At 56.8% G+C, this 24,506-nt stretch carries 22 protein-coding genes and 1 riboswitch; of the genes, 13 read left to right on the top strand and 9 right to left on the bottom strand.

The genetic code is table 11. The annotated features are described in order from the left end of the window. Positions 1-133 precede the first annotated feature (133 nt). Positions 134-1,294: an alanine racemase gene (locus tag AC0IXH_RS21290; RefSeq protein WP_471720966.1), complete on the top strand. Its 1,161-nt coding sequence runs from the start codon at positions 134-136 to the stop codon at positions 1,292-1,294. Positions 1,295-1,354: 60 nt separating this feature from the next. After that, complete coding sequence (locus tag AC0IXH_RS21295; RefSeq protein WP_471720967.1) at positions 1,355-2,701, top strand: amidase; 1,347 nt, start codon at positions 1,355-1,357, stop codon at positions 2,699-2,701. Positions 2,702-2,737: 36 nt separating this feature from the next. Here the strand turns inward: AC0IXH_RS21295 and AC0IXH_RS21300 are convergent, their stop codons facing one another. Further along, the gene (locus AC0IXH_RS21300; RefSeq protein ID WP_013203899.1) at positions 2,738-3,127 is read right to left on the bottom strand and encodes a tautomerase family protein; all 390 of its coding nucleotides are present in this window, start codon (positions 3,125-3,127) and stop codon (positions 2,738-2,740) included. A gap of 130 nt (positions 3,128-3,257) precedes the next feature. Between AC0IXH_RS21300 and AC0IXH_RS21305 the strand changes: the two genes are divergently transcribed. From AC0IXH_RS21305 to mug, 4 genes are all read left to right on the top strand, one after another. Then, positions 3,258-4,178, top strand: coding sequence for a LysR substrate-binding domain-containing protein (locus AC0IXH_RS21305; protein ID WP_471720968.1), 921 nt, complete (start codon positions 3,258-3,260; stop codon positions 4,176-4,178). Positions 4,179-4,278: 100 nt separating this feature from the next. Next, complete coding sequence (locus AC0IXH_RS21310) at positions 4,279-4,740, top strand: heme-degrading domain-containing protein (RefSeq protein WP_013203897.1); 462 nt, start codon at positions 4,279-4,281, stop codon at positions 4,738-4,740. 71 nt (positions 4,741-4,811) lie between these two features. Next, positions 4,812-5,768, top strand: coding sequence for a YncE family protein (locus AC0IXH_RS21315; protein WP_471720969.1), 957 nt, complete (start codon positions 4,812-4,814; stop codon positions 5,766-5,768). A 37-nt stretch (positions 5,769-5,805) separates the two neighbouring features. Then, positions 5,806-6,324, top strand: a complete 519-nt coding sequence (gene mug / locus AC0IXH_RS21320; protein WP_041692423.1) for a G/U mismatch-specific DNA glycosylase — start codon at positions 5,806-5,808, stop codon at positions 6,322-6,324. A 72-nt stretch (positions 6,325-6,396) separates the two neighbouring features. Here mug and rpoD read toward each other — a convergent pair whose 3' ends face one another. The 3 genes from rpoD to rpsU all read right to left on the bottom strand — a co-directional run bounded on the left by rpoD (position 6,397) and on the right by rpsU (position 10,568). Further along, entirely contained in the window at positions 6,397-8,235 is a 1,839-nt protein-coding gene (gene rpoD, locus AC0IXH_RS21325; RefSeq protein ID WP_013203894.1) for an RNA polymerase sigma factor RpoD, read from the bottom strand. Between the two features lie 260 nt (positions 8,236-8,495). After that, positions 8,496-10,241, bottom strand: coding sequence for a DNA primase (dnaG, locus tag AC0IXH_RS21330; protein ID WP_013203893.1), 1,746 nt, complete (start codon positions 10,239-10,241; stop codon positions 8,496-8,498). Positions 10,242-10,352: 111 nt separating this feature from the next. Then, the gene (rpsU, locus tag AC0IXH_RS21335) at positions 10,353-10,568 is read right to left on the bottom strand and encodes a 30S ribosomal protein S21 (protein ID WP_001144069.1); all 216 of its coding nucleotides are present in this window, start codon (positions 10,566-10,568) and stop codon (positions 10,353-10,355) included. 302 nt (positions 10,569-10,870) lie between these two features. Between rpsU and tsaD the strand changes: the two genes are divergently transcribed. Further along, the gene (gene tsaD, locus AC0IXH_RS21340) at positions 10,871-11,890 is read left to right on the top strand and encodes a tRNA (adenosine(37)-N6)-threonylcarbamoyltransferase complex transferase subunit TsaD (protein ID WP_013203892.1); all 1,020 of its coding nucleotides are present in this window, start codon (positions 10,871-10,873) and stop codon (positions 11,888-11,890) included. Positions 11,891-11,990: 100 nt separating this feature from the next. Here the strand turns inward: tsaD and plsY are convergent, their stop codons facing one another. Continuing rightward, a complete protein-coding gene (gene plsY / locus AC0IXH_RS21345) occupies positions 11,991-12,599 on the bottom strand; it encodes a glycerol-3-phosphate 1-O-acyltransferase PlsY (RefSeq protein WP_013203891.1) in 609 nt (202 codons plus the stop codon). A gap of 107 nt (positions 12,600-12,706) precedes the next feature. Here plsY and folB point away from each other — a divergent pair, with 107 nt between their 5' ends. Together folB and bacA are read left to right on the top strand one after the other, a co-directional pair. Beyond that, complete coding sequence (gene folB, locus AC0IXH_RS21350) at positions 12,707-13,066, top strand: bifunctional dihydroneopterin aldolase/7,8-dihydroneopterin epimerase (protein ID WP_013203890.1); 360 nt, start codon at positions 12,707-12,709, stop codon at positions 13,064-13,066. 113 nt (positions 13,067-13,179) lie between these two features. Continuing rightward, complete coding sequence (bacA, locus tag AC0IXH_RS21355) at positions 13,180-14,028, top strand: undecaprenyl-diphosphate phosphatase (RefSeq protein WP_173363018.1); 849 nt, start codon at positions 13,180-13,182, stop codon at positions 14,026-14,028. A gap of 49 nt (positions 14,029-14,077) precedes the next feature. On the opposite strand, the gene AC0IXH_RS21360 is transcribed toward bacA, so the two are convergent. Together AC0IXH_RS21360 and AC0IXH_RS21365 are read right to left on the bottom strand one after the other, a co-directional pair. Next, positions 14,078-15,304, bottom strand: a complete 1,227-nt coding sequence (locus AC0IXH_RS21360; protein WP_471720970.1) for a multifunctional CCA addition/repair protein — start codon at positions 15,302-15,304, stop codon at positions 14,078-14,080. Between the two features lie 139 nt (positions 15,305-15,443). Beyond that, positions 15,444-16,064: a TIGR04211 family SH3 domain-containing protein gene (locus AC0IXH_RS21365; RefSeq protein ID WP_013203887.1), complete on the bottom strand. Its 621-nt coding sequence runs from the start codon at positions 16,062-16,064 to the stop codon at positions 15,444-15,446. A 271-nt stretch (positions 16,065-16,335) separates the two neighbouring features. Between AC0IXH_RS21365 and AC0IXH_RS21370 the strand changes: the two genes are divergently transcribed. From AC0IXH_RS21370 to hldE, 3 genes are all read left to right on the top strand, one after another. Next, a complete protein-coding gene (locus AC0IXH_RS21370; RefSeq protein WP_471720971.1) occupies positions 16,336-17,640 on the top strand; it encodes a CYTH domain-containing protein in 1,305 nt (434 codons plus the stop codon). A gap of 57 nt (positions 17,641-17,697) precedes the next feature. Next, positions 17,698-20,532, top strand: coding sequence for a bifunctional [glutamate--ammonia ligase]-adenylyl-L-tyrosine phosphorylase/[glutamate--ammonia-ligase] adenylyltransferase (glnE, locus tag AC0IXH_RS21375; RefSeq protein WP_471720972.1), 2,835 nt, complete (start codon positions 17,698-17,700; stop codon positions 20,530-20,532). 119 nt (positions 20,533-20,651) lie between these two features. Next, entirely contained in the window at positions 20,652-22,079 is a 1,428-nt protein-coding gene (gene hldE, locus AC0IXH_RS21380) for a bifunctional D-glycero-beta-D-manno-heptose-7-phosphate kinase/D-glycero-beta-D-manno-heptose 1-phosphate adenylyltransferase HldE (protein ID WP_105760238.1), read from the top strand. 64 nt (positions 22,080-22,143) lie between these two features. On the opposite strand, the gene ubiK is transcribed toward hldE, so the two are convergent. Then, complete coding sequence (gene ubiK, locus AC0IXH_RS21385) at positions 22,144-22,431, bottom strand: ubiquinone biosynthesis accessory factor UbiK (protein ID WP_013203883.1); 288 nt, start codon at positions 22,429-22,431, stop codon at positions 22,144-22,146. A 147-nt stretch (positions 22,432-22,578) separates the two neighbouring features. Then, positions 22,579-22,731, top strand: a riboswitch (FMN riboswitch). 107 nt (positions 22,732-22,838) lie between these two features. On the opposite strand from ubiK, the gene ribB reads away from it, so the two are divergent. Then, a complete protein-coding gene (gene ribB / locus AC0IXH_RS21390; protein ID WP_013203882.1) occupies positions 22,839-23,495 on the top strand; it encodes a 3,4-dihydroxy-2-butanone-4-phosphate synthase in 657 nt (218 codons plus the stop codon). A gap of 70 nt (positions 23,496-23,565) precedes the next feature. Here ribB and zupT read toward each other — a convergent pair whose 3' ends face one another. After that, the gene (gene zupT, locus AC0IXH_RS21395; RefSeq protein WP_041692129.1) at positions 23,566-24,333 is read right to left on the bottom strand and encodes a zinc transporter ZupT; all 768 of its coding nucleotides are present in this window, start codon (positions 24,331-24,333) and stop codon (positions 23,566-23,568) included. Positions 24,334-24,506: the final 173 nt, after the last annotated feature.

Below are 24,506 nucleotides of genomic sequence, written 5' to 3' on the forward strand. Positions count from 1 at the left end.
CTTATTCACGGTTCAGGCAGACTCTGAGCGCCCCTGCATTTGCACGGGCGCTTTTTTTTTCGCTGAGGCGCGTTTGGGTTAGGATGGGCAACTCACTCCTGATGACGGGAGAGTCCGATGCGATGGAGGCAGTGTGAATCAACTGAAGGCAGGTTCAGAAGCAGTGGCAGGCAGCGATCGTCCATTTTATGACGACCGGCTGACGCCCTATATTGAAATCGATGCGCAACGGCTTACGCGTAATTTACAGCAGATGCAGCAGCGTGCCGCGGCGGGGAACGTACGGCTCCGTCCTCATGTGAAAACCCATAAAAGCGTGGCGATCGCGCAACAGCAGATTGCGCTGGGCGCGGTCGGCATCACCGTGTCGAAACCCAGCGAAGGCGTGGTGTTTATCAAAGGCGGCGTGCGCGATGTACTGCTGGCTTACCCGGTGGTGCAGGCTAAAAGCGTCAGCGCGCTGTTTGCCGTCGCCGCCAGCAGCGGCGGCAAACTGGGGGTGATTGTCGCCAGTCTGGCCGGCGTGGCGGCTATTGCGCAGGCCGCAGCGGCGGTCACATCGCTCGATTTATCGGTGTGGATCAAGGTTGATGTCGGGCTTGGACGGGTTGGGGTCAATCCGGAAGGCGACGAAGCGTTGCAGCTGGCCCACGCGGTGCAAGCCGCCGGCCTGCACTTTGCCGGGCTGGTCTCTCATGCCGGACATGCCTATGGCGCACAGAACCCGCAGCAGATGGCGGCGATCGTGCAGGCAGAAGCCCAGTGTATGCAGGGACTGCGCCAGCGCCTGCATCAGGCTGGATTTGCGCAGTGCGCGCTGTCCGTCGGTGCAACGCCGTCGATCCTTGGTGCGCCCTTGCCTGACGGGTATGACGAGATCCGTCCCGGCAATTACGCCTTATGCGATCTTACCGGGTTGCGCCTGCAGCTGTGCACGCTGGATGAGGTGGCCATCAGCGTGGTCGCGCGGGTGGTGTCGGTAAACGATCGCTACGCCATTATTGATGCCGGCTCAAAAGCACTCAGTTCTGACAAGGGTCCGCACGGAACTGGTGCAGCCGATTTTGGTCTGGCGGTCAATGCGCTGACGGATCGGCAGTATCGCGTCGAAAAATTATCGGAAGAGCATGGCTTTATTCCACATTATGGCAACACACCGCCGCTCGGTAGCCTGATGCGCGTTTTCCCCAATCATTCCTGCGCGGTAATGGCACAATTTGCGCAATTTGTTATGAGAAACAGCCATGGCACGGCGGAAATCATGAATATCGATGCGCGCGGCATGTTTCTCTAAAAATATGGATCGGATATTGCACTGTCTCCTTCATAAATGATGACAGGCCATGGAGACCGCATGATTGCGCCATTTTCACCGATCGCCGAACTGGCCGCCGCATTACGTCGCGGCGAGCTGAGCTGTGAAGAGATTGCGGAATTTTATCTTGCCCGCATCGCCCGTTATAACGACAAGCTCAATGCGTTTGTCACGGTGTTTGCGCAGACGATGCTGACGGCAGCGCAGGGGCAGGATCTGTTGCTGAAGGCCGGGGTCGATCTTGGTCCGCTACAGGGGATACCACTGGGCATTAAGGACCTGCTGCACTGGCGGGGCACGCCCTGCAGCGCCAGCTCCCGTCAGCTGCCGGACAGCCGCTCAACCCATACCGCGCCTGCGGTAACCCGGTTGCTGCAACACGGCGCGGTGATTGCCGGAAAAACCCAGCTGGTGGAGTTTGCCTTCGGCGGATGGGGGATCAATCAGAGTGCCGGCACGCCGTGGAATCCCTGGGATTGCGACGTGCATCGCGTGCCGGGCGGATCCTCCAGCGGATCGGCTGTGGCGGTTGCGGCGGGCTTAGTGCCAGCGGCGATCGGCACCGATACCGGCGGCTCGGTGCGTATTCCCGCCGCGCTGAATGGCCTGGTGGGCCTGAAGCCCACGCAAAATCGCATCAGCCGCGAAGGCTGTATTCCGCTCTCCACCACGCTGGATTCGATTGGTCCGTTAACCCACACGGTGGCCGACGCGGAGCTGATCTACCGCAGTATGAGTGGCGATACGCAGCGCCTTGCGGTGGCAGACACGCTAAAGGTGGCGTTTATTGAGCCGGATACGTTGGGCGCGGCAATCGACCCAGAGATTGTCGCCGCGCTGGAAAAGACCCAGAGACGGCTGAGCGAGGCGGGAATATCGGTCACCCGCATTAAGCTGCCGTTCTCATGGACCGGGCTGAGCGCCCGCAGCGGGGAAATTATTTCGGCGGAAGCCTGGGCCTGGCATCGCGAGATGATGACCAGCCACCGCGATCGCTACAATCCGTTAACGGCTGAGAAGCTGCTGCACGGGGCGGCGATCAACAAAGAGAGCTTCGAAGGCCTGTTACGCCAGCGCGAGCAGCATATCGGGCTGTTCCATGAGTTGATGGACGACTGGGATATCCTGCTGATGCCAACGCTGGCTATCACCGCCTGCCCGGTTGACGAGGTCAATGAGCAGCAGGCCACGCTGGCGCTGCTGACCCGCGCGGTGAACTATCTTGATGGCTGTGCAATTACGCTGCCGGTGGCGCTGAGCTCAGAAGGGATGCCGATTGGTGCGCAGCTGGTGGCCAACTACCACCATGAGTCACAGCTGCTGGCGATGGCGCACCGGCTGGAAGCGTTAACCGGCTGGCATCAGCAGCCCGCTGGCTGGGAATAACCGTCGGCGCGCTTGCTGCACAAGCGCGCCGTCAGTTTACAGATCGCCGGTCATGTACTGCGCTACGCCGTTGCCAAAGCTCCAGTCGCCTTTGCCGTTGGTGATAAAACTGATCATCACGTCGCTGCCCAAAATGCCACAGCTCTCTTTCAGCTCGCGGCAGAGTTCGGCCATAAAAAACTGCTTCTGCTCATCGCTGCGCGGGCTGGTAAAGACGCGCACCATCACCAGATTATCGGTACGGGTCAGACCCAGTCCGGTATCTTCAAACACCATCTGATACGCTTTGTTTTCGTGAACAATCTGGTAGCGATCGCGCGCTGGCACCTTAAATGCCGCCAGCACCGCGCGGTGCGCTGCGTCCAGTAAGGTTCTCATCTCCGATTCTGAACGGCCCTGAATCACATCAAATTGCAGTAATGGCATTGGTTTATCCCCTGAAAACAGTCAATTGAGCCGGATGGCTGCGGCTTATCTGAGGTTCACTTTACGGGGAATATGAGACGGGAAAAAGCGCTATACTTGAATTGATTATTTACTATTGTGAACAATAACCATGAAAGACGTAAAGACCGACGCGCTGTGGATCCATCTGCACTGGCTGACGGTGTTGGCAGAGCAGGGGAGCTTTACCCGCGCCGCCGAGCGCCTGGAGGTCAGCAAAGCGGCGATGAGCCAGAAAATTAAAGAGCTGGAGCATCTGGCGGGCGTGCCGCTGGTCACGCGTACCACCCGCAGCCTGCGGCTGACCAGCGCCGGTGAGAAGCTGGTGGAAGAGTTACGCCAGCCTTTTGCGCAGATTGAACAGAGCTTTTTTAGCGTGCGTGACTCGGCGGGGCCGTTACGCGGCCTGGTGCGGGTGACGGCGCCGGTGGCGTTTGCCCGCCAGCAGCTGGTGCCGCATATTACTGCTTTCCTGCGCGAGCATCCGCAGGTGCGTGTGCAGCTTGAGGTGTCTGACCGGCTGGTATCGCTGGCCAGTGAAGGCTTTGACCTCGCTATCCGCCACAGCGATACCCTGCCCGAAACCCATGTGGCGCTGCCGCTCTGTGCCACTCATGCGCAGGTGGTAGCTTCGCCGGCGTATCTCGCGCAGCACGGCTTCCCGCAAACGCCGCAGGACCTGAGCGATCATCAGTGCCTGTATTACCCGCGCGGCACGGAGATGCCACGCTGGACCTTTGCCTCACGCAAGCCGGGAGAAGAATCGGTGACGGTGAACGTCAGCGGGCCGTTTGCCACCAATAACAGTGAATCCATTCGCGATGCGGCGCTGGACGGGCTGGGCATCGCGCTGCTGCCGGACTTCAGCGCCCGCGCGGCCTTAAGCGAAGGGCGGCTGGTGGAGGTGTTGCCAGACTGGCAGACGGTGGGCGCCTTTGCCGGAATGCTGTACGTGGTGCGCCCGTGGTCTGCGCAGGTGCCGCGCGCGGTCAGCGGCTTTATTCACTGGCTGCGGGCGGCGTTTGAGCAGTGATCTTGCTCGCAAAAACAGAACTGATATTTCATATTTATCTATTTTGGAAAATAGTAATCAATTAAGCTGAAGGCCTCGTTTCCCGCTCACGGAGAGTCCGATGTCCAGCGTTCCCAGCCTTGAAACCCTGCTGCAGCAGGAGCAACTTGTTCGTCTGACCCAGTTCAGCTTTGATGATGCCTGGAAAGTGGGTGAGCTGATCCGCCAGCGCGCCTCACAGGAAAACTATCCGGTGGCGATTGAAGTTTATGCCTTCGGTCAGGTGTTGTTCTGCGCCGCGCTGCCGGGTTCCAGCGCCGAAAATCTGGAGTGGATTGCCCGCAAGCGCAACAGCACCCTGCGCAACGGTCATGCCTCTTTATACACCGGCGAAGTGAATGAAGCGGCCGGCACGCGGATGGAAGCGATGAATTATATGGATCCTGAGCGCTATACCGACCACGGCGGCAGCTTCCCATTACTGCTTACCGGTGGCGGGATTATCGGTGCGGTGACGGTCAGCGGACTGCCTTCCCATGAGGATCATGCGCTGGCGATGTGGGGGATCCAGCAAGTTTTGTAACCTTTTCCCGCAAAACTTGACGACGTTATGCGCTACCTTTAAATGAAACGTTCATTTTACTGGAGGTGTGTATGACGTCGGCCACTCGCTATGGTTTGATCGCAGTGGATAAGCAGGGCAGCAACGTGCTGTTCCTCAATCCTGAGACCTTTGCCGTAGAGCAGGAGCTTAATGCTTTCCCTCCGCGTCCCCACGAGTTACTGATCCTGCCGCAGCAGCATAAAGCCTATGTGCCGATCTTTGGTGATGGCATCCACGGCGATAATCCCCATCCCGGCCACAAGATTGCGGTGATCGATCTGATCTCCCGCCAGGTCAGCGGATTTATTGACGTCAGCCCGCTGGAGTCGCCGCATACTTCGCGGCTGGCAAGCGATGGCTATGTCTATCAGTGCTGCGAAAACAGCGCGACGATCCTGGCGATCGACCCCAATACCGATAAGATCGTCAGCCAGATTGCGGTGCCTTCGCACAATACCCATCGCCTGACCATCCTGCCTTCCGGCCGTAAGCTGTTTACCGACAACGAAGAAGATGCCTCGATAACCGTGGTGGCGCTGGAAAACGGCAAAGGTCAGGTGGTGGACAATATTGCGATGCCGGGACCGATAAACGGGATTGCGGCGTCGCCGTGCCATCCGGCGATCGTTGCCACCGATGGCGACCAGCCGCGTCTGTATGTGCTGGATGCGGAAAGCCATCAGCTTATCCGCACCTTGCCGCTCACCGGCCACCAGAAGGCGTCACAGATTGTCCGCTTCAGTGAGGATGGCTCTTTGCTGGTGGTGATTGGCGATCAGGAGCCGGTAATCAGCCTGTTTGACGGCGAGCTGAATCCGCTCGGTCAGGTGGCGGTGGGCAATAAGCCGATGGACGGCTGTTTCAGCCCCGACAACCGCACGCTGCTGATTGCTAACGAAGATGATGGCACCCTGAGCGTCATTGATATTGACAGCCTGACCGTGACCGCCACGCCGTCTGTCGGGCGAGGTTGTGAAGTATTGAGCTATTATGCGTTAGCAGAATAAACGCGGCATTTGGAAGAGAAGATAACCAGTGAGTGAGATCGACGAGCATAATATTACCGATATTCTGGCACCGGGCCTGCGGGTGATTTTTTGCGGCATCAATCCGGGAAAATCCTCCGCCCATAAGGGCTTTCATTTTGCCCATAACGGCAACCGCTTCTGGAAGACGATCTGGCAGGCGGGATTCACCGTCAGGCAGCTGAAGCCGGAAGAGGAGATGCAGCTGCTGGAGACCGGCTGCGGCATCACAATGCTGGTGGAGCGGCCTACCAAAGAGGCGACCGAGCTGTCCGGCATGGAGCTGCGTGACGGCGGCAAAGCGCTGATTGAGAAGGTGCAGCAGTACCAGCCTGATGCGCTGGCGGTGCTGGGCAAGCAGGCTTACAAGCAGGCGTTCCGGGTCAGTAAGGTGGAGTGGGGCAGGCAGCCGCAAACCATTGGCGACACCGAAGTGTGGGTGCTACCCAATCCCAGCGGGCTGAACCGGGCGTCTCAGGAGCAGCTGGCGGCCGCTTACCGCGAGTTGGATACCGCCCTTGCGGCACGAGGCCGTTAGGGCGCTGCCCGGCTTCAGGCATAAAAAAAGCCCCTGCATGCAGGGGCTTTTTTACTGGCGCTTAGGGAACGATTAATCGTCCAGGAAGCTGCGCAGCACTTCAGAGCGGCTCGGATGACGCAGTTTACGCAGCGCCTTCGCTTCAATCTGACGAATACGCTCACGGGTTACGTCAAACTGCTTGCCAACTTCTTCCAGCGTGTGGTCGGTATTCATATCGATACCGAAACGCATACGCAATACTTTCGCTTCACGCGCGGTCAGGCCAGCCAGCACATCGTGCGTGGCAGAGCGCAGGCTCTCGGAGGTCGCGGAATCCAGCGGCAGCTCCAGCGTGGTATCTTCGATGAAATCACCCAGATGCGAATCTTCGTCATCACCAATCGGCGTCTCCATAGAGATAGGCTCTTTAGCGATTTTCAGCACCTTACGGATTTTATCTTCTGGCATCAGCATGCGTTCGGCCAGTTCTTCCGGCGTCGGCTCGCGACCCATTTCCTGCAGCATCTGGCGGGAAATACGGTTGAGTTTGTTGATGGTCTCAATCATATGCACCGGAATACGGATGGTGCGCGCCTGGTCAGCGATGGAGCGGGTGATAGCCTGACGGATCCACCAGGTGGCATAAGTTGAGAACTTATAACCGCGGCGATATTCAAACTTATCAACGGCTTTCATCAGACCGATGTTACCTTCCTGAATCAGATCCAGGAACTGCAGACCACGGTTGGTGTACTTCTTGGCAATCGAGATAACCAGACGTAAGTTCGCTTCAACCATCTCTTTCTTCGCACGGCGGGCTTTCGCTTCACCGATAGACATACGACGGTTGATGTCCTTAACCTGCTCGATGGTCAGGCCGGTTTCTTGCTCAATCTGTCCGAGCTTCATCAGGCCGCGCTGCACGTCATCGGCGACGTCTTTCAGCTTCTCAGACCATGGCTTGTTCATTGCCAGCGCGGCTTTGAACCAGGTTTCGCTGGTTTCGTTGCCGGTGAACAGGGTGATGAAGTTCTTCTTCGGCATTTTGCAGATTTCAACACAGAACTTCATGATCAGGCGCTCTTGCGTACGAACGCGATCCATCATGATGCGCATGCTGTTGACCAGGAAGTCGAACTGCTTCGGCACCAGGCGGAACTGCTTGAAGACGTCAGAAAGATTCTGGATCTCAGCGGCGGCATCAGCGTGGCTGCGGCCTTTAGCTTTGATAACGGTACGCGCTTTCTCGTACTGAACACGCAGGTCGTTAAACTTCTCGCGCGCCAGTTCCGGGTCGATGCTGTTGTCATCTTCCGCGTCGTCTTCGTCTTCTTCTTCTTCGTCGTTGTCGTTACGTTCTGCTTCAGAAAGCTCAGAGCCCACGTGGGTAGCGGTAGGGGCAATTTCTGCTTCAGCGTTAGGATCGACAAAGCCGGTGATCATGTCTGACAGGCGTGCTTCGCCCGCTTCAACACGGTCATACTGTTCCAGCAAATAGGTAATAGCTTCCGGATATTCGGCAACGGAGCACTGAACCTGGTTGATACCGTCTTCGATACGCTTAGCGATGTCGATTTCGCCTTCACGCGTCAGAAGTTCAACGGTACCCATTTCGCGCATGTACATACGCACCGGGTCAGTGGTACGCCCGATTTCAGATTCAACGCTGGACAGCACCTGAGCGGCGGCTTCGGCGGCATCTTCGTCAGTGTCGCTGCTGTTTTCGTTGAGGATCAGATCGTCGGCATCAGGCGCTTCTTCTACAACCTGGATGCCCATGTCGTTGATCATCTGAATGATGTCTTCGATCTGATCGGAGTCGACGATATCTTCCGGCAGATGGTCATTGACCTCGGCATAGGTCAGATAGCCTTGCTCTTTACCACGGGTGACAAGAAGCTTAAGCTGTGACTGCGGGTTTTGCTCCATAAGACGGTATCCACACTTCTGTTAAATTAGATTGGTGTCGGTCGGCTAACAAGCCAACAATAACAGTGAGGGCGTTGGATTTATGCCGCTGCCCATCCAAGCGGCTGCCAGGCTCGACCTGGCGGATTATCGGCACTTAAGCCGCAGTGTTCTTTACATATTCTGTATGGAAGCTATCTGGCTTGCCATTTTGAACGCTGGCAGTGCTCGCGTTCAAACTGGCCTCGCCGATATACGCTTCACAAATTCGGCAATATAACTTATTTCTTGGCTAAGGCCTGGCTCAGCGTCCAGAACTCGCGGCGTTCTTCCGAGTTCAGACCATGTGTGCGATCGCGCGCAATCAGCTCTTCGAGCCGGCGTTCCAGCGCCGCGTCATACATGCTGGCCAGGGAGTCCTGAAACATGGTTTCCACTTCATCTTCTACGATCATGTGGTTCCATGTGGCCAGAGTTTCAAGGCTCTGGCTAAAATTTGTTCCACGGTACAACTCTAGTAGCTGTCCGGTGGTCAGGCCAGGATGAGCAACGCAAGTGCTCACTAACTCCACAAAAAGTGGGAATCCGGCCAGATCTGACGCTTCTAATCCTTCCAGTGGCGGCACGGTAGTCGCCAGCGCCGGATTCTGGATCAGCAGTCCAATCAGTATACGCATGGTTGTGCGTTTTAGCTGGGGCTGCTGAGGAGGCCGGGCTTTCTCGCCCAGCTTCGGCATCAGCTTATCAAGCTGGCTGTCGTCCAGAATGCCCAGCTTGTTGCCCAGCTCCTGACGCAAATAAATGCGTAACGTTTCGCCCGGCACCTGGGTAATCAACGGCAACGCCAGGGTGCTTAGCTGCGCGCGACCATCTGGCGATCGCAAATCAACCTGCGGGAGTAAAGAGTCAAACAGGAACGCGGAGAGCGGCATCGCCTGCTCCATCCGGGCTTCAAAGGCCTCTTTACCCTCTTTACGCACCAGCGTATCCGGGTCTTCACCATCAGGTAGAAACATAAAGCGTAGCTGACGACCGTCATTCATGTAAGGTAATGCGGTTTCCAGCGCGCGCCAGGCCGCTTCACGACCAGCCCGGTCACCGTCATAACAGCAAATAACCGTGTCGGTGGTGCGGAACAGCAGCTGAATATGCTCCGGTGTGGTCGAGGTTCCCAGCGAGGCAACGGCATAATCAATGCCAAACTGCGCCAGCGCCACCACATCCATATAGCCTTCAACCACCAGTAGCTTCGCCGGTTCGGGATGATTCTTTTGCGCTTCATACAGGCCGTATAACTGACGACCCTTATGGAAAATATCGGTTTCGGGGGAGTTGAGGTATTTCGGCATCCCGTCGCCTAACACGCGACCGCCAAATCCTATTACCCGCCCGCGCTTGTCGTGGATCGGGAACATCACCCGTTCGCGAAAACGATCGTAACTGCGGCCCTGGTCGTTGGTGACCAACATGCCCGCATCGATTAACGACTGGCGATCGTCCTGATTGCGACCGAAGCGCTTCAGGGCGTTATCCCAGCCTGCAGGGGCATAGCCGATAGAAAAGTGCTTGATGACAGCGTCACTCAGTCCGCGATTGGCAAGATACTCGCGTGCACCTGAAGACTGACTCTGTGACAGCGCCTGCTGATAAAACTCATTCAGGCCGCCCATCAATTGATAAAGGCTCTGACGCTGATGACGCTCTAACTGGCTCGGGCCGGTTCCGCTTTCGTACGGCACTTCTAATCCGTACAGCGTCGCCAACTCTTCGATGCTTTCCACAAACTCCAGACGATCGTAGTTCATCAGGAAGTCGACAGCATTGCCGTGGGCGCCACAGCCGAAGCAGTGGTAGAACTGTTTCTCACCGTTCACGGTGAAAGAGGGGGTTTTTTCGTTATGGAAAGGACAGCACGCGTGGTAGTTCTTGCCCTGCTTCTTCAGCTTTACCCGTGCATCGATGAGGTCCACGATGTCCGTGCGCGCCAGCAAGTCATTGATAAATACACGTGGAATTCGTCCAGCCATAGGCCCCGGTTTATCAGTGCATAAACGAGAACAAGCCGCGCATTCCTTTCGGAAAGCACGGCCTTCTTAACTACTACTTATCTGTAAAACGTGAGGGCGAACCCCCAACGACTAGTACAGACGAGTGCGGCGTGCGTTTTCGCGAGCCAGTTTCTTCGCGTGGCGTTTAACTGCTGACGCTTTAGCGCGCTTACGTTCGGTAGTCGGTTTTTCATAAAACTCACGACGACGAACTTCAGCCAGAACGCCTGCTTTCTCGCAAGAACGCTTGAAGCGACGCAGTGCTACGTCAAATGGCTCGTTTTCACGTACTTTAATTACCGGCATGTAACTCTCACCTCGATAAAATCGGTTTTGTTGCTGACGTCGGTGCCAGCTTGTTTCAAAATGGTGCGGAATTTTACTCCAACACAGGCAGCGTTGTAAAGCACCATAGCATTAACTTACCAACAGATGCGCCTGTGCCACTGCCGGTTTTTTCAGGCCAAGGAGTATACATCAAAGGGAAGGCGCTCGCGAAAATATTTTCCCCAGCTTTTTCAGGGAGTCACGTTTTTCGTTGCAAAATTGCCGAATGGCAGCGGCCTTCATGGTACACTGCGCGCCGCCAGAATGAGGTAAATAAAGTCATGCGTGTGCTCGGAATTGAAACATCCTGCGATGAAACCGGAATCGCCATTTACGACGAAACCGCCGGTTTGCTCGCCAATCAACTTTACAGCCAGGTCAAACTGCATGCCGATTACGGCGGTGTGGTGCCGGAACTGGCGTCGCGCGATCACGTGCGTAAAACCGTACCGCTGATCCAGGCGGCGTTAAAAGAAGCCGGATTGCAGGCCAAAGACATTGATGCGGTGGCCTATACCGCCGGTCCCGGTCTGGTCGGCGCGCTGCTGGTCGGGGCCACTATCGGCCGTTCACTGGCCTTTGCCTGGGATGTGCCGGCGATCCCGGTTCATCATATGGAAGGCCATCTGCTGGCACCGATGCTGGAAGATAATCCGCCGGAATTCCCCTTTGTCGCCTTGCTGGTATCGGGTGGTCACACTCAGTTAATCAGCGTGACCGGCATTGGTGAATACAGCCTGATGGGCGAGTCAGTGGACGATGCGGCAGGCGAAGCCTTTGATAAAACCGCCAAGCTGTTGGGGCTGGATTATCCTGGCGGCCCAATGCTGTCGAAAATGGCTCAGCAGGGCACCGAAAAGCGCTTTATCTTTCCGCGTCCGATGACCGATCGCCCTGGGTTGGATTTCAGCTTTTCCGGGCTGAAAACCTTTGCGGCCAACACCATCCGTGAAAACAGCGATGACGATCAGACCCGTGCTGATATCGCCCGTGCCTTTGAGGATGCGGTGGTTGATACGCTGGCGATCAAATGCAAGCGCGCGTTGGAGCAGACCGGTTTTAAACGTTTGGTGATTGCCGGTGGCGTCAGTGCCAACCGCACGCTGCGCAGCAAAATGGCGGAGGTGATGAAGGCGCGCGGTGGGGAAGTGTTTTATGCGCGACCGGAGTTCTGCACCGACAATGGCGCGATGATTGCTTACGCGGGTATGGTGCGGATGAAAGGCGGAACGCGGGGCGAGTTGAGCGTGACAGTACGTCCGCGCTGGCCGCTGGCGGAACTGCCTGCAATCCAGGCGTAGTGTTCCACTCTGCCATCATCAGCCGGTGATGGCAGAGGCGTTACGGATGACGCAATAAACCCTTCAATGCCCGCCCGGGCGATGGCTTTGCCCGGCGTTCTCAGGCGTCAGGTTTCTTCTTTTTCTTCTTCCAGATCTTCGATTCCTGCCCACGCCACAGACGCTGAATATTGTCGTGATGACGCAGCAGCACCAGACACGAGAGCATGGCGACCGGGAAGGTCAGCTGGGGTTTGAACCACCAGACGTAGAAGGGGGCAATCAGTGCGCTGATAATCGCGCCAAGGGAGGAGTAGCCGCTCAACAGCACGGTCAGCAGCCAGGTCCCGGTCATCAGCCCGGTTAAGTCCCAGCCAATCGGCGCAATGGCACCAAAGGCTGTCGCCACGCCTTTTCCGCCTTTAAAGTGGAAAAACACCGGATAGATATGACCGAGGCAGGCGGCAATGGCGATGAGGCCGAGATAGAGTGGCGAAACGCCATAGTGATAAGCCAGCCAGACCGGCAGCATGCCTTTCAGAACATCAAACACCAATACCATCGCTGCCGGGGTTTTCCCGCCAATACGCAGCACATTTGTCGTACCGGGATTACCGGAACCATTAAGTCGCGGGTCCGGCAGTCTGAACAGTCGGCAAACCAGGATCGCGCTGGAAATGGAGCCGCACAGATACGCGAAAAGAATCATACCAAGCGCGAATACACTCATAACACCGTTCCATCCAGTAGGGGTCGTTTTGTTCTCGTCATCCGTGGATAATACGCATAATCCGCCGGAAGTGGTATCCGGCAACCACAAAAACAGAGACGGCCATCATGGATATTGTATTTATTGAACAACTCACGGTCATAACCACCATTGGTGCTTTCGACTGGGAACAAACCATTCAGCAGAAGCTGGTGTTCGATGTCGAAATGGCCTGGGACAACCGCAAAGCCGCCGCCAGTGATGATGTGAACGACTGCCTGAGCTACGCCGACGTCTCTGAGACCATTATTAATCACGTTGCCGGTGGCCGTTTTGCGCTGGTTGAGCGCGTGGCGGAAGAAGTGGCTGCCTTGCTGCTGACCCGATTCAACTCTCCCTGGGTGCGAATTAAGCTCAGCAAGCCAGGCGCAGTGGCCCAGGCAGCCCAGGTCGGGGTGATCATCGAACGCGGGACTAATCCGAAATAAACCCAATGTGATTGCCATCACGGTGAAACCAAACCACATTATGCTCTGTCTTAAGGTTGGCCTAACTCAACCTGGGCAGAATTTGGCGGTAGCGATAAGCAACCGCCTTTTTAATGTTTTTTATACGGATAGGGGTAGATTGGATGGCAGATATTCATCAGCTATGGGTGGCAGCAATACTCGGCATTGTTGAGGGGCTTACGGAGTTTCTTCCGGTCTCCTCCACCGGGCACATGATCATCGTCGGTCATTTGTTAGGATTTGAAGGCGACAAGGCGGACACCTTTGAGGTTGTTATCCAGCTTGGTTCAATCTTAGCTGTCGTAGTGATGTTCTGGCGTCGACTGTTTGGTTTAATCGGCATTCATTTTGGCAAGGTGCCGCATGAAGGCACTGGCAAAGGTCATCTGACGCTTATCCACATCCTGTTGGGCATGGTGCCCGCTGTCGTTATCGGTCTGATTTTCCACGACAAAATCAAAGAGCTTTTCAATCCGATTAACGTGATGTACGCGTTGGTTGTCGGCGGCGTGCTGCTGCTGGCGGCAGAATACCTGAAGCCTAAAAATCCGAAAGCGGTCGGCGTGGATGATATGACCTATCGTCAGGCGTTCGTGATCGGCTGCTTCCAGTGTCTGGCGCTGTGGCCGGGCTTCTCCCGCTCGGGCGCGACCATTTCAGGCGGTATGCTGATGGGCGTGAGCCGTTATGCGGCTTCAGAGTTCTCCTTCATCCTGGCCGTGCCAATGATGATGGGTGCCACCGTGCTGGATCTCTACAAGAGTATTGGCTTCCTGAGCATGGCCGATCTGCCGATGTTTGCCGTCGGCTTCCTGACCGCATTCGTGGTCGCGCTGATTGCCATCAAGGTGTTCCTCAACCTGATTAAGCGCATCTCGTTCGTGCCGTTTGCGATTTACCGCTTTATTGTGGCCGCTGCGGTCTACATGATCTTTGTGTAGTTAAGCGTGCTTTGCCCCGGAGTCGGCCTGCTCAGGCCGCTTCGGGACCTTAATCCTGCTGTTGCTTCCACTGTTCCAGCGCGGCAATGCGCCTTCTGTTCAGCTCTTCTCTGACTTCCATACCCTTAAATCCGGCTGCCACCACCTCCCTGGTCGACACGCTTAACACCACCTCAAACGCCTGACGCAGATAATCACCCTGCGGATACGCATTGCTCTCAAAACCGGTGCGCCCACGAGCATCCGCCTCGCTGGTCAGGGCAATTTGCTCCACACGCTGAGGCTTACGCCAGGCATCGATGCGATCAAACAGCGCCACCAGGGTTTCGGCGCTCTGACGTTCCACGGTGTGCACCAGATCGTGAAATTCAGTCACCAGCAGGGCGAGATCGCGAATCGCATTCGGCACCCGCAGACGCTGGCACACGGCGGCAACCAGCGGGACGCCGGCCGGGCCGTGACCGTGATGGCTCGGCCACTTCTCAGGTGGCGTGAGCGCCTTGCCGACATCGTGGAACAGGGTGGCAAAGCGAACAGCGATATCCGGGCTAAGCTGAGCGGCAATAGCCAGCGTCATCAGCGTATGAATGCCGGTATCGATTTCAGGATGCCATTTGGCCGGCGCGGGCACGCCGTAGAGATTGTCCAGCTCCGGGAACAGCACCGCTAAAGCACCGCAGTCTCTCAGCACCTGGAAGTAGACCTGCGGGTTGCGGGTTTCCAGCGCCTTTTCCGTCTCCTTCCACACCCTTTCTGGCGTCAGCGTGTTCAACTCGCCGCTCTCTGCCATCCAGCGCATCAGCGCCTGGGTCTCTTCCGCCACCACAAAATTCAGATGGGCAAAACGCGCGGCAAATCGCGCCACGCGCAGCACACGCAGCGGATCTTCGTTAAAGGCCGCGGAAACATGGCGCAACAGACGCTGATCAAGGTCCGCTTTGCCACCGTAGGGATCGTATAAGCGGCCCTGTTCATCCTGGGCAATGGCATTGATGGTCAAATCGCGGCGCTGTAAATCCTGCTCAAGCGTCACATCCGGGGCGGAATAGCAGACAAAACCGGTATAGCCACTGCCACTTTTGCGCTCGGTGCGCGCAAGCGCGTACTCCTGATGGGTTTCAGGATGCAAAAACACCGGGAAGTCACGGCCAACCTGCTCGTAACCCTGGCTGAGCATCTCTTCCGGAGAGGCGCCCACCACTACCCAATCTTTGTCTTTGACCGGCAGATTTAACAGTGCGTCGCGTACCGCGCCACCGACAAGGTAAGTCTTCACTACCACGCTCCTGAGTTAAACGTTTCCGTCATCATACTAGATGTGGTGATCCTCTCCCACCTTTGCGGGTCAGGTTTGCTGAATGACAGGCACGACAAAAAGGGCATCAATGGATGCCCTGATGCTGACCGGTGAAGGGTTAGTTCATCCAGCGATCTTTCTTTTTACGGCTCGGGATCATATGCGGTAACAGCAGACCCAGCAGCAGGCCGACACCGGCCACGCCGCCGCCGTACATAAACCACTGCATAATGATGGTGCGCTGCTTATCATCAAGCTGAACGTTGGCGGCACTCACTTTTTTCTGTGCCACAACCAGTTCGTTTTTCAGCTTTTGATTCTCGTCCTTCAGGCTGTTGATGGCGCCATCGCTACCGGCCACTTTCTTCTGCATCTCGGCGGTGCGCTGGTTCCAGCTGCCATCAATGTTTGCCAGCTTGTCAGTCAGGTCTTTGACCTGCTGTTCCAGCTGCGGCACGCGGGTACGCAGGCTTGGCTGCTGGCTCAGCTGGGATTCCGGGATCCAGGTGGTGCGGCCGTTTGAGTCGCGGATCTGTGCATAATGCGTGCTGTCATTCGATTGCAGCAGCTGGACTTCTTCGCCGGCATTCAGGGTGCCGACAAGGCGGAAATTGTCACCGGGACCACTGCGAACCCAGGTGGAAAGTTCGTCGGAGATATAGCGTTTTTCTTCGGCATGAACGGATGCTGCTACGCTAAAAGTCAGTAAAGTGAGGCCAATAAGCTGAGTTTTTTTCATTCGATGTCTTTTTTACATGGATCCTGGACAAAAGTAATGGAACAGTCTGGAGCTGGCTCGCAGAAAGCTGAATGAGAACTTTCCTGGTCTCAGCGCTCTGCGAGGGCCGACGCGAGCAGACGCGAAATAGAGAAGAAAGCCAAGACAGCCACGGCGATTCTGCATTACTCTTCACGTCATATCTGGCCACCGTGTGCCCCATTGATGAAATGAGCGGCAAAATCGCGCCAAAAGCCCTTTACCGTACCGCTAATTATCTGGTTAAGAAAATATGACCATCGAAATCGAATTAAAGTTCATCGCGACCTCCGACGCCGCCGAAAAATTGCCTGCACAGCTGGCAAACTGGCCGCATCAGCACTCTGCACCGCAGAAACTCACCAATATCTACTTCGAAACGGCCGACGGCCAGTTGCGCGGTTGGGATATGGGGCTGCGCATTCGTGGCTTCGGCGACAGCTATGAAATGACGCTGAAGACAGCAGGGCAGACCATTGGTGGCCTGCATCAGCGCCCGGAATACAATGTGGCGCTTGCCAAACCCGAGCTGGATATTGCTCTGTTGCCAGCAGATATCTGGCCGCAAGGCTGCGATCTGGCCGCGCTGCAGCAGCAGTTGCAGCCGCTGTTCAGCACCCATTTTGTTCGTGAAAAGTGGGTGGTTACTTACCGGGAAAGCGAGATTGAAGTTGCGTTTGATCGCGGCGATGTCACCGCCGGTGAGCTGAGCGAGCCGCTGAATGAAATTGAGCTGGAACTGAAATCCGGTGAACGTGATGATCTGTTGGCCTTTGCCGCTGAACTGGCAAATATGGGCGGACTGCGTCTGGGGAGCCTGAGCAAAGCCGCCCGTGGATACGCGCTGGCCAAAGGCAATCCAACCCGCGAACTGCGCCCGCTGAAAGTAATGAAGGTGGCACCGAAAGCCACGGTAGAGCAGGCGATGCTGGCGGCGTTCACCCTGGCGCTGAGCCAGTGGCAGTATCACGAAGAGCTGTGGCTGCGTGGCAACCGCGCGGCTCAGCATGAAGTGCAGCAGGCGCTTGAAACCCTGCGCCAGACTTTCTCCCTGTTTGGTTCACTGGTGCCGCGTAAGGCCAGCAATGAGCTGCGTCACTCCTTAACCGGGCTGGAAGAAGCGCTGCGGGAAGATGATGTTAAGGCCGACGCTCTCTGTTTCAGCACGCTCTGTCTGGATACCCAGTTAGCACTTACTAACTGGATTGTAACCGAGCGCTGGCGCGGGTTTATCGACGCGAAAGGCGATGCCAAGCTGCAGGGATCGTTCAAACGCTTCTGCGACATTATGCTCGGCAGAATTGCCGCCGATTTGAAAGAAACCTTCGGCGATGTGCGTCAGATGAATGAGTATCAGGATAAATTGACCCGCCTGCATCGTCAGCTGCTGGCCGCCCGTTTACTGTCCGGTGGCTACGACGCTGAGACGGTCGATGCCTGGATGCAAAGCTGGCAGCAGCTGGCGCAGGCGATCGAAAGCGGTCAGGAAATCTGGCTGGAAGGTCATTGTCGCCAGGCGGTTAAGCAACCGGCCTTCTGGAAAAACGGCACCGTCTGAGGTCGTTCGCCGCGTTAAGAGAACCGAGAGAATTCACGCCGCTCACAGGGAGTTTTTATGTCGCCATCGCTTACTCAGACCCTGCCGCCGCTGCTGGCGGCACAGGCCCAACAGCTCAGCCCGACATGGGGAGAACTGAGCGCCGGACAGCAGGGCGTGCTGGCCTTCAGTGATTTTGTGCAGGACAACCTGGCACGCCATCCTGACTGGTGGCAATCGCTGCAGGAGCAGGCGCCCGCGCCGGACGAGTGGCGGCACTATCCGGCCTGGCTGGCTGAAAAGCTGGCAGATGTGGCGGATGAAAATGCCCTGATGCGTGAACTGCGCCTGTTCCGGCGGCAGATGCTGACGCGCATTGCCTGGATGCAGACGCTGGCAACCAGCAGTACGCAAGACTCGCTGAAGCAGCTTAGCGAACTGGCTGAAACCCTGATTGTCGCCGCCCGTGACTGGCTCTGGCTGGCCTGCTGCCGTGAATTCGGCACGCCGGTCAATGCCGCCGGTGAGCCGCAGCCGCTGCTGATCCTCGGCATGGGCAAGCTGGGCGGCGGCGAGCTGAACTTCTCTTCTGATATCGACCTGATTTTCACCTGGCCTGAAAATGGCACCACCACCGGCGGACGCCGTGAACTGGATAATGCCCAGTTCTTCACGCGGCTTGGCCAGCGTCTGATCAAAGTGCTCGATCAACCGACGGTCGACGGCTTCGTCTATCGCGTGGATATGCGGCTGCGGCCATTTGGTGACAGCGGCCCGCTGGTATTGAGCTTTGCCGCGTTGGAAGATTATTACCAGGAGCAGGGACGCGACTGGGAGCGCTATGCGATGGTCAAAGCGCGCCTGATGGGCGGGACGGACGATCGCTGGAGCCAGGAATTACAGCAGATGCTGCGGCCCTTTATCTACCGCCGTTACATCGACTTCAGCGTGATCCAGTCGCTGCGAAATATGAAAAGCATGATCGCCCGTGAAGTCCGGCGGCGCGGCCTGACCGACAACATCAAGTTGGGCGCAGGCGGCATCCGCGAAACGGAATTCATTGTGCAGGTGTTCCAGCTGATCCGGGGCGGGCGTGAGCGTTCGCTGCAGCTGCGTGCGCTGTTACCCACCTTGCAGGCCATTGGCGAGCTGAATTTGCTGCCTGGCGAACAGGTCGGGCAGCTCAGTGAGGCCTATCTCTATCTGCGTCGTCTGGAAAATCTGCTGCAAAGCATCAATGACGAACAGACCCAGACGCTGCCGGCGGACGCGTTAAACCGCGAGCGTCTGGCCTGGGCGATGGGCGTGGAGAACTGGGCTGCGCTGACCCGCCAGCTTGAGGGCCATATGGCCGCGGTGCGCGCAATTTTCGATGACCTGATTGGCGATGACACCCCGGAAACCGGCGGCAATAAAGAAGCCGATGATTATGGCGTGCTCTGGCAGGATCGGCTGGAAGAGGCCGAGCTTGCGCCGCTGGTTCCCCACCTTGAAAGCGAGGCGCGTCAGCGTTTGCTGCAAACCATCAACGACTTCCGTCAGGATGTGGATAAACGCACCATTGGCCCGCGTGGACGGCAGGCGCTCGATCAGCTGATGCCGCGTCTACTGAGCGAAGTCTGCCCGCGCGATGATGCTGCCGTTGCCTTAAGCCGCCTGACGCCGTTGCTGCTGGGCGTGGTAACGCGAACCACCTATCTGGAGCTGCTGACCGAGTATCACGGCGCGTTAAAGCACCTGATCCGCCTGTGTGCGGCGTCGCCAATGGTGGCCAGCCAGCTGGCGCGCTATCCGTTATTGCTCGATGAGCTGCTCGATCCGGCCACGCTCTACCAGCCGACCGCCACCGATGCCTACCGTGATGAGCTGCGCCAGTATCTGCTGCGCATCCCGGAAGAGGATGAGGAGCAGCAGCTGGAAGCGCTTCGTCAGTTTAAGCAGGCCCAGCATCTGCGCATTGCGGCGGCAGATATTGCCGGCACGCTGCCGGTAATGAAGGTCAGCGATCATCTGACCTGGCTGGCAGAAGCGATGATCGAGCAGGTGGTCCAGCAGGCCTGGCAGATGATGGTGCAGCGTTATGGTCGTCCTTCGCACCTGACTCAGCTTCAGGAACGCGGGTTTGCCGTGGTGGGTTACGGCAAGCTGGGTGGCTGGGAGCTGGGCTACAGCTCGGATCTGGACCTGGTGTTCCTGCATGATTGCCCGGCCGATGCGGTGACCGACGGCGAGCGCAGTATTGACGGCAGGCAGTTTTATCTGCGTCTGGCGCAGCGTGTTATGCACCTGTTCAGCACCCGCACTTCCTCCGGCATTCTGTATGAAGTGGATGCGCGGCTGCGTCCATCCGGAGCCGCAGGCATGCTGGTCAGTACCTTTGACGCCTTTGATGAATACCAGCGTAATGAAGCCTGGACCTGGGAGCATCAGGCGCTGGTCCGCGCCCGCATCGTCTTTGGCGAGGCGGCGCTGAGCCAGCGCTTTGATGATATCCGCCGTGGCATCCTGTGCCTGCCGCGTGAGGCCGATAAGCTGAAGATCGACGTGCGCGAGATGCGTGAGAAAATGCGCGCGCACCTTGGCAACAAGCATAAAGGGCGCTGGGATCTGAAAGCCGATCGGGGCGGCATCACCGATATTGAATTCATTACGCAATACCTGGTCTTACGCTATGCCGCCAGTGAACCGAAGCTGACCCGCTGGTCAGATAACGTGCGCATTCTGGAGCTGATGGCCAATAATGACCGGATGAGCAGCGAAGAAGCGAAGGCGCTGACCCAGGCTTACGTCACGCTACGTGACGCGCTGCACCACCTCGCATTGCAGGAATTGCCGGGTCATGTTTCGCCGGATGCGTTCAGCGCGGAGAAGAGCGTGGTCAACAACAGCTGGCTGCACTGGTTCGGCAGTTAATCTGCTGCTTGCCCGGGTTTGCAGGCGATAGCGTGTAAGATTACGGGTGAATGTGCGGGATAGTCAGCTTGTGCTATCATCCCGCGCACTATTTTTGACTTCAGCCTGGAGTGTCTGGAATGAAAATTACGCTGCCCGATTTTAACCGTGCGGGTGTTCTGGTTGTTGGCGACGTGATGCTGGATCGCTACTGGTACGGCCCAACCAGCCGCATCTCCCCTGAAGCCCCGGTTCCGGTAGTAAAAGTGGATAACGTTGAGGAGCGTCCTGGCGGCGCGGCTAACGTGGCGATGAACATCGCCTCACTGGGCGCAGGCTCACGTCTGGTGGGATTGACCGGTATTGATGATGCCGCCCGCGCGCTGGACGCCAGCCTAAGTGGCGTTAACGTGCAGTGTGACTTCGTTGCGGTTGCCACCCATCCCACCATCACTAAGTTGCGCGTTCTGTCGCGTAACCAGCAGCTGATCCGCCTTGATTTTGAAGAGGGTTTTGAAGGCGTCGATCCTGAGCCGCTGCATGAGCGTATTCGTCAGGGCCTGCCGAAAGCGGGCGCGCTGGTGCTGTCTGACTACGCCAAAGGGGCGTTGGCCAGCGTAGAAACCATTATCAAGATCGCCCGCGAGGCCAATGTGCCGGTGCTGGTCGACCCGAAAGGCACTGACTTTGAGCGTTATCGCGGTGCCACCATTCTGACGCCAAATCTCTCTGAGTTTGAAGCCGTGGTCGGCAAATGTGCGGACGAAGCCGAGATTGTTGAGCGCGGTATGGCGCTGATGGCGCAGTTCGATCTTTCAGCCTTGCTGGTGACGCGTTCAGAGAACGGCATGACGCTGCTGCAACCGGGCAAAAAGCCATTCCATCTGCCGACTCAGGCACAGGAAGTGTATGACGTGACCGGTGCCGGTGATACGGTGATTGGCGTGCTGGCGGCGGCGCTGGCGGCGGGCAATACGCTGGAAGAGAGCTGCTTCCTCGCCAACGCCGCTGCGGGTGTGGTGGTCGGTAAGCTGGGGACCTCTACCGTGTCGCCGGTTGAACTGGAAAACGCCATCCGTGCCCGTCCGGAGTCGGGTTTTGGCGTAATGGATGAAGCGCAGCTGAGAGAAGCGGTCGCGCTGGCTCGTCGTCGCGGTGAGAAAGTGGTGATGACCAACGGCTGCTTCGACATTCTGCACGCTGGTCACGTTTCCTATCTGGCCAACGCCCGTAAGCTGGGCGATCGCCTGATTGTTGCGGTTAACAGCGATGCCTCGACCAAACGGCTGAAAGGCGAAACCCGTCCGATCAATCCGCTGATCAATCGCATGATTGTGCTGGGCGCGCTGGAAGCGGTCGACTGGGTGGTGCCGTTTGAAGAAGACACGCCGCAGCGGGTGATTGCTGATGTGCTGCCAGACCTGTTGGTGAAAGGCGGAGACTACAAGCCGGAAGAGATTGCTGGCAGTGTTGAAGTCTGGGCTAACGGTGGCGAAGTGCGGGTGCTGAATTTTGAAGATGGCATCTCCACCAGCAAAATCATCGAAGCGATTAAAGCGAAAGACTGACCGCGGTCAGAAAGAAAAAGGGGCGATCTGAGATCGCCCCTTTTTTTGGCCTGAAACCAGAGAATTACTGCATATCTTCGGTTTTAATCACGTCTTTTGGCGCTGCGTCGGTACCGCGGCTTTCCAGCTCGGCCAGACGTTGCTCTAGCGCAGCCAGCTTTTCACGGGTGCGTAATAACACCTGAGTTTGCACATCAAACTCTTCGCGATTGACCAAATCTAAACGGGTCAGCTGCGATTGCAGCGTCTGACGGATTTTTTTCTCAACATCGTCGCCGAACTCACGGATGCCTTTTGGCATGGATTCGTGAACCTGACGGGCGAGTTGTTCAATTTTTTTGGGGTCAATCATAGCGGCTTCCTGGTAGCGGCAAAGTTTCTTTAAGTGTAATGCGATAATCCGAAAGGATAAACCAGAAATAAGCAAAGCAGAAAAATGCCAAACTAAAGGCACATTTTGTTCGTTGCCCTGGCTTTTTATCGGCGTTATAGTAAGCAGGCTTATTCTCAGGGCGGGGTGTAATTCCCCACCGGCGGTAAATCGGCGTCATGCCGAAAGCCCGCGAGCGCTTCAGACCTCCCGGTTTGAAGGTCAGCAGACCCGGTGTAACTCCGGGGCCGACGGTTAAAGTCCGGATGGGAGAGAGTAACGTATCAGGCCGGGCTTTGCCCGCCGCGCCGTTATTTTTTGTCACTGCATGACACTCCTAAGCACGCCCTGATTCTGGTAACCCATACATTTTATAAGGTTTTATTACCATGAATCAGACGCTACTTTCTGAATTTGGCACGCCTGAAGAGCGTGTAGAACGTGCTATCGCTGCCTTGCGCGACGGGCGCGGTGTGATGGTGTTGGACGATGAAGATCGTGAAAACGAAGGCGACATGATCTTTGCCGCCGAAACCATGACCGTTGAGCAGATGGCACTGACCATTCGCCACGGCAGCGGCATTGTCTGCCTTTGTCTGACGGAAGAGCGTCGTCGTCAGCTTGAGCTGCCAATGATGGTCGAAACCAATACCAGTGCTTATGGCACCGGCTTCACCGTCACCATTGAAGCGGCAGAAGGCGTGACCACCGGCGTTTCGGCGAAAGATCGCGTGACCACCATCCGTGCGGCTATCGCCGACGATGCCAAACCTTCTGACCTGAATCGTCCTGGCCATGTGTTCCCACTTCGCGCCAGCGAAGGCGGCGTGCTGACGCGCGGCGGTCATACTGAAGCAACTATCGATCTGGTGACGCTGGCCGGTTTCAAACCGGCGGGTGTGCTGTGTGAACTGACCAACGATGATGGCACTATGGCGCATGCACCAGAAGCTATCGTGTTTGCTAAGCAGCAGAATATGCCGGTTGTGACCATCGAAGATTTGGTGGCTTATCGCCGTAGCAACGAGTCTCGTCAGGCCAGCTAATTGCCTGTCGATGAAAAAAAACCGGGTGCTTGTCACCCGGTTTTTTTATGCACAAACTTAAGCCGCTGCTTTAACTTAGGCCACTGCTTTGCAGCATGGTCAGGCTCAGGCCCATCACCGCCATCCCGCACAGCACGCCATAGCTGGGATTACTTTTCGGATCGATCTCTTTCGCCAGCGGCATCAACTCATCGACCGACAGCGCCACCATAATCCCGGCCACGGTCGCCATCACCGCGCCCATCATCACTGGTGACACCAGTGGACCGAGCACCAGGAAGGCCAGCACGCCACCCAGTATTTCGGCCATGCCTGATACGCCAGCCCAGAAGATCGCTTTCCTTTTTGAACCCGTTGCGGCATACATCGGCCCGGCGACCGCAAGTCCTTCAGGAATATTGTGGATGGCAACGGCCAGCGCGATGCCTAAGCCCATTTCGAGGTCACTGCTGGCGGTGACATAGGTTGCCACACCTTCTGGAAAATTATGCAGGCTGATGCCGAGCGTCAGTAAGATTGCCGTGCGCCGAAGGTTGCGGGGAGGTTGGCCGCCGCTAAGTAGATCCTGTGGATGCTGGTGGGGCAACATCCGATCGAGGGCGAAGTAACCCAGAAGCCCAACCACAAACATGCCGTAACCCAAAACAGGAGACATGCCTTCAGCGTGCAGCGCCGCTGGCAGCATCTCCATCAGCGAAATCAGCAGCATAATGCCGGCAGCAAAACCCAGCGCAAACGCCAGCACCCGGTTCGACGGTTTCTGGCCGACAACACCCAGAAACGCGCCAATAAAGGTCGCGCCACCGGCAAGTAAAGTCAGTATTAATGGCACGGACAAGGTGACCTCCTGAAGACAAGAATAAAGTATAGCCTTTGCTATACCTTATCAAAAAATAATCAGTTGTAACGTCAGGATTTGTATTTTTCGCTGTTCAAATTTCTTGAATATCTTCATCACTGTTATCCGGGTTCATCCCCTGTCGAAAGGGCGTAATGTAGCGATCATTAAGC

The sequence above is a fragment of the Erwinia sp. AC075 genome (genome assembly GCF_979253995.1).